Genomic DNA, 13,240 nt, shown 5'->3' with positions numbered 1-13,240 from the left:
GGGATGACCGACCAGGACCAGCTGCACACCGCCCTGTTGAACCTCGGCGGCCGGGTCCCCGACGCGATGCTGGCCGAGGCACGGCTGACGCTCGCCGACACCGGCACGGTGACGCTTCCCGCGCCGGAGAGCACGATCGAGCTGGCGTTCACCTTCACCGCCGCCAAGCCGGGCGAGCGGGCCTTCAGCAAGCAGGCGCCGCCGCTGACCGACCTGACCGGCCTGGACGGCCTGATGGACGAACCCGACCGGGTCGCCGCGGCCACCACCGCGCAGCTGACCGGCACGGTCGCCCTGTGGCGCAGCTGGCGGATCGCCCCCGAATGGGCGGCGCAGGTCATCCCGCCGGCCCCGCTGTACGTACTGGAGACGAACGGTCCGAAGGCGCAGGCCGCAGCCGCGGTGATGCGGGCACTGGCCGCGGCCGGGATCACCGCCCCGCTGGTCGAGGTGTACTCGTCCGGCGAGAAGCTTCCGGCGTACACCGCCGCGGCCCGCAACTCCAGCGCCCTGATCTGGACAGACCGGGACACCGGCCCGATCCGGCTGGCCCGGGTCTTCGACGTGGTCGACGCGGCCGGCGCCCGGTTCACCCCCGACCACGAACGCCTGACCGGCGACGACCTCGCGCAGGTCGCGGCCTACCTGGACGCCGGTTCGCCGGTGCTGGCCACCACGTCCCGGGTCGCCGACGTGGTCGAACCGGTCCGCGGTGACGTCGTCCCGATCTCGTACCGCACCGACGGCCACTGGCTCTGGCCCGAATCGGTCGGCTACTACCTGCAGGAGTACGGCCTGGCGCCGGAACCGGAATTCACCGCCCACATCCGGTCCAAGGGCAGGCTGTTCCCGTTCACCGACCCGGCCGACGAGCACCGCGCCATCGCCGTCCTCTTCCAGTCGCACGCGGTCTTCCCGGTCGCATGACGATCTTCGTGGCGATCGCGTCGTACCGCGACCGGGAACTCGTCCCGACGGTCCTGGACTGCCTCGCCAAAGCCGCGAAACCGGAGGAACTTCGGATCGCGGTCTGCTGGCAGCACCTCGGTGACGAGGACGTGTCGGCGATCCGGGACCTGCCGCAGGTCGACATCTACGAGTACGACGCCCGGGAGAGCCGGGGCGCCTGCTGGGCCCGGGACAAGACGTTCCAGCAGTACGGTGGCGAGGAGTGGCTGCTCCAGGTCGACAGCCACACCCGCTTCGCCCCGGACTGGGACGTCCGGCTGATCCGGATGGCCGCGGAGACCGGCGTGGAGAAGCCGATCCTCACCGCGTACCCGGCAAGCTACGAACCGGACCAGGAGTTCACCGGCGAAGGCGAACCCGCCGAGATCACCGTCAACACGTGGACCGACTTCGGGGTTCCCATCTTCGGCCAGCGCCTCATCGAAGGCGCGGAACCGGGCGTACCACCCAAACCGGCGATCTTCCTGGCCGCCGGTTTCCTCTTCGCACCCGGCTCGTTCGCGGTCGAAGTCCCCTACGACCCGAACATCTACTTCCACGGCGAGGAGATCACCCTCGCCCTGCGCGCCTTCACCTGGGGCTACGACCTGTTCCACCCGACCGAGGTGCTGACCTGGCACTATTACATCCGCGAGGACAAGCCCCGGCACTGGAGCGACCACGCGGCCGAGGACTGGGCCCGGCTCGAGGAACTGAGCCGCCGCCGCGTCCTCTACATGCTGCACAGCCCGCCGGTCGACCGGCTCGGCATCGGCCCGGTCCGCACCCTGCGCGAGTTCCTCGAACACTCGGGCTGCAATTTCGCCCGCCGTTCCTGGACCGACACCCTGGCCCAGGAACTCGTCCCGCTCTGACCCGTCACGGACCTGCGACGCACTCCGGCGCCCCGGAGAGGGCTCATCCACCGAGCCCGAAGTCATCAGCAATCGCGGCGTTGGTTTCCGGGGAGCCTCCGGTCACAGTTGTTTCGGATACAGCTGGAGCTGGAGGACGAGATGGCGCGTTCGAGCGTTTTGAGCGAAGCGACCCGCGTTGAGCCCACCTCCGACGATCGTGATCGTGCCGCCGAGATCAACCGCGCCGGGGCGGAACTCTCCCAGGCGATCCTCCGGCTCCCCAGCGGGCAGGAGATCGCGCTGTCCGAGTCCTTGGTGGCCGTGCTGATCGCGTCCGCAGGTCAGCTGTCGCAAGGGCATGGTGTCACCGTGCTCGCCACCGAAGTCTGCCTGACCCCCGCCGAGGCGGGCGAGCTGCTCGGATTGTCCCGCCCGTTCGTGGCCAGGCTGCTGGACGCCGGCGAGATCCCGTCGGAGCACCTTCCCGACAGTAAGCATCGCCTGGTGCGCCTGGTGGACGTGTTGGAGTTCCAAGCACGCAGAGAACGCCGACGGGCAGGCCGCCGACGCCTTGCCGACGCGGTTCAGGCCGCGGACCTTCCCCACTGAGCGCGGCGACCTCGACGGCCAGGGTCTTCTTTCTCAAGGACCAGACGCCTGAGCCGATCCTGGACACGCTCCGCTGGCTGTGCGGCATCGAAGCCAACCCTGCGGAGGTGGATGATGAGGCATCGCCTGGTGCTGAGCCATCCAGTTCCGACGACATCCCGGATGAGGACGAAGATTTTCCTTACCAGACGCTGCGGCCCGATCCCGACAGCTACCTGGCCGGCGGTGACGTCGCTCGGCTGCAACGCCAGGTCCGCGGCTTCAACCATGCTGGCGAGATCCGCGAGTGGGGTTCTACGCCCGTACCTTCATGCTCGATGACGACATGGGCGAGATCTACCGGATCCTCGAACTCATCGCGCCATACGTCTCCGACGACGGCTACGGCGGCCATGAGCGGGAGGAACATGACACCGAGCAGCTGTCCCTGTACCTCTTCAGCGGCGGCACAGTCTCGATCCGGCGATAGACGAGGCTGCTACTCGTTACCAACACCACGACCCAGGGCGCGTCCTGGTTTCGTTGGATTGGGTCCTGCGCTCGTCTTGGGGGTAGGTGTCCTCGCTTGCCCTTGCGGGAAGTAGTCTCCACAGGTCGGTAGCATGTGTGTAGAGTTTTTCCCGTGTCGGCGTGGAATGCTTCTGACGGTGGCGCCCTTCGAGGGCTTCCGGCCACGTTCACGTACTCGCAAGCGCGTGCGGGCGGACTGTCGAAGCGACAGATCTACCGGCTACGTGATGACGGGTTCATCGAGGCCATCAGCCGTGGCCTGTTCCGACGTATGGACACGGACGAGCTCGCCGACCCTGACCTGCTGGACATCGCCCGGCGAGCGCCTCTGGCCACGCTGTGCCTGACCAGCGCGCTGGCCCGGCATGGGCTGACTGACGAGATTCCCGCCACGATTGATGTCGCCCTACCCCGGGATAAGTATCGCCCCGCTGTCCAGGCACCCGTGACCTGGCATCACTTCGATCCTGACACCTTCGGGACCGGCCGGACCACAGTGCCGGTCGATAGCGAGACCTCCATCGGCCTGTACACCGCACCACGGTGCATCATCGATGTGGCCCGGCTTCGTTACCGGGAAGGCAACGAACTCTTCTACGGCGCACTGCGCCGTTGGCTGAGTCGCCGCGAGTCCTCGCCATCGGAACTGCTCGCGATGGCCCGGCTCTTCCCGCCGGCCGAACGGCCACTACGAGAGGCCATGGAGATCCTGCTGTGAACGATCGGCCGACCCGCGCCACCGTCGCCGGCCGGGCATATCTGGACCTACAGAATCTGGCACGCCGAACCAAACGTCCCACTGACGAACTGCATCAGCTCTACGCGCTGGAGGGCTTCCTAGCGCGGTTGGCCGAGTCCGAACATGCCGACCGACTCGTACTCAAAGGCGGGGTTCTGCTTGCCGCTCTTGATGTGCGACGTCCCACCCGCGATGTCGACTTCCAGGGCCAGCAGCTGTCCAACGAGGTCGAACACGTGCTTGCGACGGTGCAGAGCATCGCTAACACCACGATCGACGACGGCCTGGTCATGGACGCCGATGGAGCCACCGCGGAGATCATCCGCGATCAGGACGAGTACAGCGGTGTTCGGGTCACGCTCACCGCCCAACTGGCGGTGGCACGCCTGACCTTTCACGTCGACATCAACGTCGGCGATCCGATCTGGCCGGAACCCCAGGTGGTAGCGCTTCCTCGCCTGCTCGACGGCGTCATCCGGGTCACCGGCTACCCGCTCGCCATGGTGCACGCCGAGAAGCTGGTCACCGCTCTCCAACGCGGCGCCGCGAACACACGCTGGCGTGACTTCGTCGATATTTACACCCTCTCCCGGCGCCACGACATCGCCGGCGGCAAGCTGACAACAGCGGTCAGGACGGTAGCCGAGCATCGTGACGCGCGGCTCACGTCCTTGGCTGAGGCGCTGGGTGACTACGCGCTCCGGGCCCAATCGCGCTGGTCCGCCTGGCTACGCAAACAGCGCCTCACCGACGAAGTCCCCAGCGACTTCAGTCTGCTCCTCGACGCCATCGGTGAATTCGCCGACCCCGTCTTGCTGGGCAACGCAACCGGTTGGATCTGGGATGCGGCAACCTGCACCTGGATCCCTTCGAGGCACTGACCGAGTCCGCCGAACAGACGTCGCCCTCCGGAGCGAAAGCGCAGGTTCGAATCCTGCCGGGGGCACCCAAAAGATCTACGCCGGTGGCCAGGCGCTGCTGGTGACCGCTACCTACCCCCTGGGTTCGAGCGGTTGAGCGGTTCGCTGACACGGCTGTCGATCGCGGCTTACAGGTTCACGCCGTCGAGCGTTTGGATGAAAGTCGGCCGCCGGGCGTGCCGGACCCGAAGATTATTTACGCACTCGATGAAGGCATCCCGCTGACCTGCCGCCTGGTAGGCATCACGGAGAGCGGGAAGCAGTGCGATCAACAAGCGAACGGCTTCGCTGGTAGAGCTATGTGCCCCCGGCAGGAATCGGACCTGCGACCTGCGGTTTAGGAATGGGTGAGCCCAGGAAGCTTCTACCGGCCGCTCACCTGCGAGAAGTTCCAGTCAGCTCGGCTCTCCCACCCTCCCCTTTGCACTTCCTCTGCATCGTGTGGGAAGACCGGGCGGCTCGGCATGACCCCGGACCTACGGAGTCCTGCCGCCCGCTCACGGCGACCACCCAATCCAGTGGCAAGCCGCGAAGCGGCGCGGCAGCGATCGCCGGAAGCACGATGTACAGCAACCACCCACAGCGATCGTCACGATAGCGACCGCTGGGGATCGCCTAGTTAGATTGTTGGAGCCTGACTACGTCCTTGGTCAGTCAGCTTCCTTCGCGAACGTCGCCGTGCCCACATCTCTCGGATCCAATGAGGAAGACGCCGGAGCGTCCACTGATACCAAGGCAGCCAGTTGCGGGGATAGGCGTTCCGGCCTGGGCTGTACCAACGAACCCGACGGGTGGGGTGTCCCGGCCGAACGACCCATCGTTGTCCAGCGTTGTCCGAGACGAGTGCCCAGCGAATCTTGTAGCTCGCTCCGTCGATGATGTCGATTGCCGCCGCGTTAGGCGGTGCGAGATGGGCAATGTTCACTCGCTGTGGCTCAGCCTCGTCGGACCACGTCTCACCTGGAACGACTCGTAGCGGCCCGGCGTAGAAGCGCATCCGATCGGTCCCTGGGACGGACCCATACACGGGAAGATCGGGTCTCCACTGTTCGGGGTGCGGGACCATCCAACAGGTCTGTACGTCGTAGGCAATCTGCACGACATCGATAGGAAGCTCGCTGCCGTTGCGGACGAAGCGGGCGAGCGTGATCTCGTGGGCAAGTCCTTCACCAGGCATCTTTATATCCCAGGTCGGCTTCATCCAAAGCCCGAGAAGATTGACTTGCTGACGCTGCGTCGTAGTCCTGTCGCGTAGGAAGATCTTGAAGGCTAGGACGAAGGACACCGCGCCGACCCAAGCAGGGACGCTGCCCCAGTCGAGGTCTCGTAGCCAGTCTGCTGCGTCACTCATGGACATGCCGCGATTGTCCTTCACCAGCGCCAATGTGCGTTAAGAAAGGATTCTCATGGGGCACTGCGACCTTGGTCTCCGAAGGTAGCCAGCACGCCGGCCGATGCCGGCCGGAGGCCGCCAGCAGGCCGAGCGGGCTGGCTGCGACGCGCTTGCGCGGCGCCTTGATCCAGAAGAGACCAATTCAGCAATCCTCCACGTAGCATCTGCTGCCATCTAGTTGATGGCCAGAAATGAATGGTAGGCGGGATGGATTTGGAGCTGCTGCTTACCGGCATCAGGTTGGAGGCGTTTCGCTAGCGCTATGGCTCGACGTACATTTGGGCCGACGTCTGTATGGGTGAAAGAGCCCGGCGAAGTCTCCAGGCCAAAGAACGATGCGTCGATGAGCTTTTGGATAACTGCGTGAGCGCGATTGTCGGTAAATCCCGCCTCGGAAAGCAAAAGATTAGCCTTGCTTCGCGTGATTACTGAGTCAGCGCCAAGGAGTCCAAATAGTGCATCCTCTAGCTCGGGAATAGTGACACCGTTTTCCACGAGTAGTGCCTGATGTGCCTGCGTGGAATAAGTTTCAAGCGCTGCGGTGAAGTCTTCCGCTTCGACCCGATTATGTCGTCGGTTGATGGCTCTACCGACCGCTTCATTGCAGTAGAATACGATGTCGCGCGGTCTGGGGAGAACGTATCTGGAAATAAAATCTTTTGTGCTTAATCCTTGAACTTCTTGGCAGAAGTATCTATTCCAGAGGTCGTTGCGCGACCGATTCTCTGTGGCTCCAGTGACGAATCTTTCCTCGATTAGCGAATACAGTGTCTCCTTGTCTTGCCAGTCGATACTGGAGATTGGAAGCTTGTCTGGCTCCCTCGCCTCCTCGTGGAGATAGCGATAGATGTCGCTGCGAAGAAATATTGCCATGGTCAATTTTACCTTGTGTCGCCACCAGTCATGACGTTCGAACTCTCGGATAACCCGGCCCTTAGCAGATAGCAAGCCAAGGATTAGGCGAGCTATGAGCTTGAAATCGGCGCCCTTCTGCCAGCCCTTGTCAAGGTTGTCAACGAATATCGCAACACGTTTTTTCCCGTTGAGGATTTTTCCGAGTTCCGCGCGAAGGTCGCTCAAGTGGCGATCGTGGAATGCCTCGTTAATTAGGCTTCTGCTTTTATCAGCAGTTGTTGCGTTGTCAACAGAGGCAATCAGGTTATCTAAGGCTTGATCTAGGCGAGTCGTTATGTCGCCTGTTATATCGAAGGGTGCTGTAGTTGCATAGGTAAGGAACTCCTGCTCCACCTTATCGAGGGGCACGCCTATTGTCCGTTTCGAGAGTTGCAGAAAAACGGACGATGCCATCTCGGTTTGAATGACAAATCGCCAGAGTGAGTCGAAAAAGTAGTCATGCTGAAATTCTGGAAGTTTTTCTATAATTGCCAGAAGTGCAGGAAACTCAAAGCCGGGCGGCTTTATTAAAACGCCCATGTTTGTCTTGTTGCTTGATACGGTCTCGAATGCTTGGATCGCGTTAGCGGTCTTACCGGTCCCTCGTTGGCCTACAAAAATTGTGTCACGCGCAGCGACTACATCTTCGAAAGCGGCTGTCTGAATGAAATAGTCTGAAAGCTCTTGTAGCTCATTTTCGGCTACGTGCTGTCCGAATCTTAATCCCGACAAAGGCGATCTTGTACTTGTGCTTCGGGAGGTCCACTGGAATCCGTGAAAATCGATATTGCTAAGCCATTCTTCAGCAATGCTTACGCATTGCGCGGCGCTGGAGTATTTTTTCATTACTGTTACAAGATCGAACGGCACATTGTAGTCGTCTTCGGCCAGTAAAAGAACCTGAGACTCAAGGCCGTGAGCCAGCCCTGCAATGAATGCGTTTCGCCGGTTATGTAGGCTAGCTTTTCTCCGGCTCCGTCCGGCGAAGTGAATCAGGGATCCGGCAGATCGAGCCAAGGTCGGCGCAATCCATGTTATGGGGTCTAGTGCTGACTCCCGAGGGTCGGAGACGAGTAAGCTTAGCCCGCTTTGTCGTCGTCTATCTAGAAAGCTAGAGAGCCTATTGGATGCCTCGAATGATTCGAAGGTCATGCTGTAGTAAAGTGAATCCTGATGAGGGTCATCGGGCAAATTAGGGTCAATTAGATCGTCATACACTGGAGTCAGTGTTGCTATTGGATTTTCGCTGAGAAACCTATTTCTCAGATCTTTGCTATTCGAGTATGGCACTAAGCCAATCGGGCTAAGGATGGCAAAGGAGTTGATCTTTTTTCTTGCATTTGCGACAGTTTGGTCAAACGTTAACCACAGCGGCTTGCCGCGAGCTGCGGCATAGCCGGCTTCAAAGAGGACATTTTCGTTAAGATCGGTAAGGTCAAAAACGCACATTGACGCTGAGTCGATTGCTTCAAATATGCGATTAATGATGACCGCCCCATCTACTCTCATGTCCTGCCAAAGGACAGAGTCGACGCCGATCTCGCTAGCGATTGATGAGGCAGCGGAGCGAATGGTCTCAACTCTGCCTTTGTTGTCTGACGCGTATCCGAAGAAGACTGAGAGCATGCTGCCTCCAGAGCGTTCCGCAGTAGCACGAGATACTCTAGCTTGCGCATGCGTTGATCGGCATGGCTAGTTTGTGGCTGTTCCGTGCTCGGCGTAAACGGGGCAATCGGAAGACTTCGCTTTAATGGCGACCTGAACTCGTCGCTCCAGTCGTGCCGGAAGATACTGCTCCAAGTCGCTTACGCCAACGAGGCGCCACTCGGTTATCTCGTGATCGGAGAATGAGATGGACTCTTGAGTAGCAGTGGAGAGGACTCCGCCATCGAAGACGAAGAGAATTTTGTCGCCTTCTCTCTGGGCTGGCGCCCAGTCGACGACAAGATGACTTCCGATCGAGACTATTAGGCCAAGCTCTTCTCGAATTTCACGTATGCACGCTGCTCGCGGCGACTCTCCTGGCTCGACGTAGCCGCCCGGGATGTCCCATCCCTCCTTGTAAGAGGGCTTTACCAGGAGGACTCGTCCCTCCTCGTCGAAGAAGAGGGCGCCGGCGGCGACGCGGGGAGTGGCCATGGGGGGCGTCTCGGAAGTCGTCACACCGAGCAGGGTAGAGCGAGTGGATCAGTCCAGCACGTTGAGACGCCGTGCCAAGCCGACCAGGTCGGCGGACGGCTTGCCTCGCTGCTGGCGGATCCACGTCAGGACGAGCTGCCGCCCCAGGAAGTGGTGGCACACCTGTTCGGGTGCCATCTGTTCTGCGTCCAGCAGAGTTGAGAGCGCTTCGTCCTGGCGGTTCCATGAGCTGTACGCCCGCGACACCTCCAGTGCGTGCCGCACCCGTCGCTCCATCGGCAGCGCGGCGGTGTTCACGCGCGGGCCGAGGTCGACCGCCACTTGGACGTTTCCGAGTTCGCCGGCCGTCGCGACCCGGTGGATGGCGACGTTTGTCGGGCCGAAAGCGGTCCATAGGTGGTTGGCGTCTCCGCCGAGCCTCCGTGCTGCCTCGTCGGCGGAAGTCAGGAACGTCCGGGCCGTGCCAGCGTCGTTGGCGCGAGCAGCGGCGACTGATCCGCCGAGCAGAAGAGTCCCGTAGACGGATAGCAACTCCGGCCCGGCGTCGGTGAGGTGCTGGTCCAGGAAGTCGGCGGCGTCCGTGGTGAGCCGCACCGCGTCCTGATAGCGGCCGGTCGACAGGAGCGCGTGGCTGACGGACCGGAACAGGGATCCCGTGATGGCCGGGTCTCCGACGGGCCGGACGGCGGACAGGCCACGGTCGGCGGCGATCCACGCCAGATCGGTCTCGCCGAGCTTGGTGAGCTGGGTCGCCGCCAACTGATAGGTGAGCCCCAGGAGGCTCCGGGCCTCGTCCTGCTCCCGTCCGCGCAGCGAGTCGACGGCTTCCTGAGTCCGACGGAGCAGCTCAGGAAGATGTCCGGTGACGTACCCGAATCGGGATGCCTGGTAGGCGTCCCACAGCTTCCCGGTCGCCTTCCGCAGCACGCCCAGGTCCGGAGGCTCGGTGCCGGCACCCCGGACTCCGAGAGTGGTGATGGCCCGGTACTCCATGAGCGCCGACCGCAGAGCCGGCACCGTCTCCATCCCGCTGTCCGCGCTCCACTCCACCAGGGCTGGCTCCGCGAGCAGATCCCCGAGCGACACGTCCAGCACATCGGCAAGAGACTTGATGACCGACAACCGATCCAGCTCGATCCGGTTGTTCTCGATCTTTCCGAGCCAGTCCGCGGTGCGCCCGACCAACCCGGCGAGCACTTCCTGGGACAGGCCGCGTCGACGCCGGTACCAGGCGACTCGTTCGCCGATCGTCAGATTCATGGTCGTGCCGCGCATCCGCTGACCCTCCCCGTACGGAGATCGTCGACCCCGGAATGATTTTCCGGGTTCCTGGGCGGTTTTGGCCACAACCTGTCTCCATGGCCGTTCCCACCGCTCCCGCCCCGGCCGTCACCTGCCGCTCGTGTGCGGGCGTGGGCTGGAAGTACACGACCCACCGGACTGCCGTGCGAATGGTGGCGCAGTCCTGCGGAGGCGGGCGGCTGATGGCCCGCCGGTCGTGCATGGACTGCGGCGGCCGTGGCACCGCGCCCGTGACGGTCTCGTAGGCCGGCGCCGGGACGGGTGCCGGCGGTCTGGCCCGCCCGTCTCGGTGTCCTTCCAGGGGAGGGCTCGTGATTCCGCGTTCCGGTGACGTCCTGGTCGTCGACAGCCAGGCGTCGGTGCAGTTCGCCGGCTCGCGGCAGCTCGTCTTCCGGGTGATCTTCGTGCGTAAGTGGACGACCTATGACGGCTGGTTGTGGCTCCACGGATACGTCCTGGACGGCGCGGGCAACGCGTGCGAACGCAGGGAGATCTTCGTCCGTCATGAGGGCTTGCGGCTTCTCCAGCCTCGGCCTGGCGGCCCGACTGGGAGGAACAGGAAAGCCAAGTGACCGTCTTCCTGACCGCTGCGGCGCGGGAGCAGGTGGAGTACGCCCAATCCCAGCTTGACCGCCATATCGCACCCAGTGCCGACGGCCGTTGCTCGGTCTGCGGCGAAGAGGACCCGTGCAGCCTTCGACGAGTCGCGCTGCGGGTCTTCGGCCGCTACGGCATCCTTCCCCGCCGCTGGCCGGGCGCCTCACGACCGGAACAGGTCGGCGTCCCGAAGACCTGGTCCGGCTGGCTCGGTGACGTCACCCCGAGAGACTGACTCATCTTGTTCAGTCGTGCTGACAAGCCTTATCGTCCTGTAACGACATGTTGTGATCGTTCCCTGAGCCGAGTGGGTGGACCCCGATGGCGTACGAGATCCCGACGCCGAAGTACATGCGCGTCTTGAACGCGCTGCGCGGCCGTATCGAGGACGGCACCTACGCGCCCGGCGCCGGCCTGCCGTCCGAGAGTCAGCTCTGCGACGAGTTCGACGTCTCCCGCCCGACCGTGCTCAAGGCGTTGGGCATCCTCAAGCAGGACGGCTGGATCGAGTCGCAGCAGGGCAAGGGAAGCTTCGTCCGGGGCCGCCCGCCGTCCGGCCGGACCTCACCGCAGTACGCGCGGGACGCCATCGACCTGGACGAGACGGCCGAGACGGAGATCCTGCACGTCGGCCCGGTCCTGGCTGCCCCGTGGGTGTCGGCCGCGCTGGGCATCCCGGAGGGCACTCCCGTATACGAGCGCCGGCGGCGAACCGTCTCCACCTCCGGCCCGATCGACCTGATCGCGACGTTCGTACCGGTGGACATCGCGGTGGGCACCGACGTGATCAGGCCGGAGCCGATCGCCGGCGGCCTGCTGGAGCACATCAAGGCCAAGAAGCGCCTGCGCGCCGACTACGCGACCGAGCGGCTGACCGCCCGCCGCATCGACGACGCCGAGATCGCCGCTCTGGAGGTCCCCGCCGACGAGGCTGTCCTCTCCGTGGTCGTCACGGCTCACCAGTCGTCCGGCGCACCCATCATGACCTCGCTGATCGTGATGCCCGGGAGCCGGCACGAGATCGAGGACTCCTACCCGCTGTCCTGAGTGGCCGCTGCGCCATTTGAAGATCAGATATACACCCTTGCCTGTCTTTACATGCTGACCTAACTTGTAAGCATAAGCGAATGTCGTGTTGACGTTCGTGCGATCAGGAGGTCAGGCCCGGATGGTTCCGCTGACGTTGAAGGTCCCCGTCCCGTTCGACTACGTGTTCCCGGTCGGCGTGCTCTGCCTCGGCGTGGAGGCCGCGGTGGACTTCGACCACCGCCACGACCCCGACAACCAGGTCCGCGACAAGGAGACCGGCGAGCGGGTCTGGGTGGTCCGGGTGCTCGACCTCGCCGCCGGCAAGTTCGGCCGCACCACCGAGGTCAAGGTGAAGATCTGCGCGCCGCAGCAGCCGGTGCCGCCCGCCTCGGCCGTGCCGGGCTACCCGCCGGCCGTCGAGTTCGACGGGCTCACCCTCACGCCCTATGTGGACTCCCAGCGCTGCAAGAGCGCCGGCGCGTGCAAGGCCCGGATGGCGTACTCGCTGCGGGCCTCGTCGATCCGCCCGGCTGTCGTCGCTGTCTGAAGCCGTTGGTACGCGGGCGGGCCGTTTCCCCGCCAAGAGTCCCGGCCTGTCCCGCGCGGCGACCCACTCCTCACCCGAATCACCAGATGAAGGAGGGCCCGGTGCCCACCGTAGTTCAGCCTGCCCTGCCCGGCGGCGGAGCATGAACGCCCGCCGCGTCGACCACCGCCTCAGCCGTGTCTCCGTCCGGCTCGTCCTGGTACTGCGCCGGATCACCGGCCGCACCGACCTGTCCGTGGTCCGGGCCTACCTCTGCCCGTGGTGCGACCTCTGGGTCGCCCCGCGACGCTTCGACCGCGTACACATGGCCTGCCGCGAGTGCGTCCGCTCGCTCGGCCGCCCTACCCGCCTCGGCCACGGGTGGCGCGGATGCCGCTGATCAACGTCCCCGCTCCGAACGTCGCCGAGCATGCTGAGCACTCCGTAGACGTTTTGCTCAAGGTCTACGCCAAGTGCCTCGACGACGATCGGGAACGCTTCAACGCCCGGATCGAGCTTGCACTCGCGGCCTGAAATCCGAACCCTGGCCTGCGGAAACAAGGCCAAGATCCATTGCACGTATTTTGCACGACCACCGACAAACGGCCGCTTTCGGGGACGCACGGCTGCACACAGCGACACATCGAGGATCAAGCATTCGCCCAGCTCAACGGCTGTTTGAGGAGATCAAGTGGGTGCCCCCGGCAGGAATCGAACCTGCGACCTGCGGTTTAGGAAACCGTTGCTCTATCCCCTGAGCTACGAGGGCGCGAAGCC

General features: G+C 63.6%; 15 protein-coding genes and 1 tRNA gene. 12 read left to right on the top strand and 4 right to left on the bottom strand.

The window, feature by feature from the left end; genetic code table 11:
• The first annotated feature begins 3 nt into the window (after window positions 1–3).
• The 6 genes from WH85_RS29905 (at window position 4) to WH85_RS29880 (ending at window position 4,544) form a co-directional block, all read left to right on the top strand.
• The gene (locus WH85_RS29905) at window positions 4–927 is read left to right on the top strand and encodes a hypothetical protein (RefSeq protein WP_045745375.1); all 924 of its coding nucleotides are present in this window, start codon (window positions 4–6) and stop codon (window positions 925–927) included.
• Window positions 924–1,823 (top strand): GlcNAc-transferase family protein, encoded by a 900-nt coding sequence (locus WH85_RS29900; RefSeq protein ID WP_045745374.1) that lies wholly within the window; start codon window positions 924–926, stop codon window positions 1,821–1,823. Before WH85_RS29905 ends, WH85_RS29900 begins: the two co-directional genes overlap by 4 nt.
• A gap of 141 nt (window positions 1,824–1,964) precedes the next feature.
• Window positions 1,965–2,414, top strand: a complete 450-nt coding sequence (locus tag WH85_RS29895) for a helix-turn-helix domain-containing protein (RefSeq protein WP_045745388.1) — start codon at window positions 1,965–1,967, stop codon at window positions 2,412–2,414.
• Window positions 2,415–2,724: 310 nt separating this feature from the next.
• Window positions 2,725–2,883 (top strand): hypothetical protein, encoded by a 159-nt coding sequence (locus WH85_RS29890; protein WP_169792497.1) that lies wholly within the window; start codon window positions 2,725–2,727, stop codon window positions 2,881–2,883.
• Window positions 2,884–3,036: 153 nt separating this feature from the next.
• Window positions 3,037–3,642: a type IV toxin-antitoxin system AbiEi family antitoxin domain-containing protein gene (locus WH85_RS29885; protein WP_045745372.1), complete on the top strand. Its 606-nt coding sequence runs from the start codon at window positions 3,037–3,039 to the stop codon at window positions 3,640–3,642.
• The gene (locus WH85_RS29880) at window positions 3,639–4,544 is read left to right on the top strand and encodes a nucleotidyl transferase AbiEii/AbiGii toxin family protein (RefSeq protein WP_045745371.1); all 906 of its coding nucleotides are present in this window, start codon (window positions 3,639–3,641) and stop codon (window positions 4,542–4,544) included. The genes WH85_RS29885 and WH85_RS29880 overlap by 4 nt, the downstream gene beginning before the upstream one ends.
• Window positions 4,545–6,150: 1,606 nt before the next feature.
• On the opposite strand, the gene WH85_RS50810 is transcribed toward WH85_RS29880, so the two are convergent.
• The 3 genes from WH85_RS50810 to WH85_RS29875 all read right to left on the bottom strand — a co-directional run bounded on the left by WH85_RS50810 (window position 6,151) and on the right by WH85_RS29875 (window position 10,284).
• Window positions 6,151–8,496, bottom strand: coding sequence for a P-loop ATPase, Sll1717 family (locus WH85_RS50810; RefSeq protein ID WP_157411292.1), 2,346 nt, complete (start codon window positions 8,494–8,496; stop codon window positions 6,151–6,153).
• Window positions 8,497–8,562: 66 nt separating this feature from the next.
• Entirely contained in the window at window positions 8,563–9,033 is a 471-nt protein-coding gene (locus WH85_RS49130) for an NUDIX domain-containing protein (protein ID WP_245674148.1), read from the bottom strand.
• Between the two features lie 24 nt (window positions 9,034–9,057).
• Complete coding sequence (locus tag WH85_RS29875) at window positions 9,058–10,284, bottom strand: helix-turn-helix domain-containing protein (RefSeq protein ID WP_045745370.1); 1,227 nt, start codon at window positions 10,282–10,284, stop codon at window positions 9,058–9,060.
• Window positions 10,285–10,622: 338 nt separating this feature from the next.
• Here WH85_RS29875 and WH85_RS29870 point away from each other — a divergent pair, with 338 nt between their 5' ends.
• The 6 genes from WH85_RS29870 (at window position 10,623) to WH85_RS29845 (ending at window position 12,997) form a co-directional block, all read left to right on the top strand.
• On the top strand, window positions 10,623–10,883 hold the full coding sequence (locus WH85_RS29870; protein ID WP_045745369.1) for a hypothetical protein: 261 nt from the start codon (window positions 10,623–10,625) through the stop codon (window positions 10,881–10,883).
• On the top strand, window positions 10,880–11,143 hold the full coding sequence (locus tag WH85_RS29865) for a hypothetical protein (protein WP_045745368.1): 264 nt from the start codon (window positions 10,880–10,882) through the stop codon (window positions 11,141–11,143). Before WH85_RS29870 ends, WH85_RS29865 begins: the two co-directional genes overlap by 4 nt.
• 86 nt (window positions 11,144–11,229) lie before the next feature.
• Complete coding sequence (locus WH85_RS29860) at window positions 11,230–11,955, top strand: GntR family transcriptional regulator (RefSeq protein WP_045745367.1); 726 nt, start codon at window positions 11,230–11,232, stop codon at window positions 11,953–11,955.
• A 121-nt stretch (window positions 11,956–12,076) separates the two neighbouring features.
• Complete coding sequence (locus WH85_RS29855) at window positions 12,077–12,484, top strand: hypothetical protein (protein ID WP_045745366.1); 408 nt, start codon at window positions 12,077–12,079, stop codon at window positions 12,482–12,484.
• A 142-nt stretch (window positions 12,485–12,626) separates the two neighbouring features.
• Window positions 12,627–12,863, top strand: a complete 237-nt coding sequence (locus WH85_RS29850; protein ID WP_045745365.1) for a hypothetical protein — start codon at window positions 12,627–12,629, stop codon at window positions 12,861–12,863.
• Window positions 12,854–12,997 carry a hypothetical protein gene (locus WH85_RS29845; RefSeq protein WP_211275485.1) on the top strand — a complete coding sequence of 48 codons (144 nt, stop codon included), beginning with the start codon at window positions 12,854–12,856 and terminating at the stop codon, window positions 12,995–12,997. The genes WH85_RS29850 and WH85_RS29845 overlap by 10 nt, the downstream gene beginning before the upstream one ends.
• Window positions 12,998–13,159: 162 nt before the next feature.
• On the opposite strand, the gene WH85_RS29840 is transcribed toward WH85_RS29845, so the two are convergent.
• A tRNA-Arg gene (locus WH85_RS29840) sits at window positions 13,160–13,232 on the bottom strand.
• Between the last annotated feature and the right edge of the window lie 8 nt (window positions 13,233–13,240).

Source organism: Actinoplanes rectilineatus, from assembly GCF_000962825.1.
Taxonomy (GTDB): domain Bacteria; phylum Actinomycetota; class Actinomycetes; order Mycobacteriales; family Micromonosporaceae; genus Actinoplanes; species Actinoplanes rectilineatus.
Note: the sequence above shows the minus strand (reverse complement) of the source record. Positions and strands in the feature narration are given on the sequence as shown.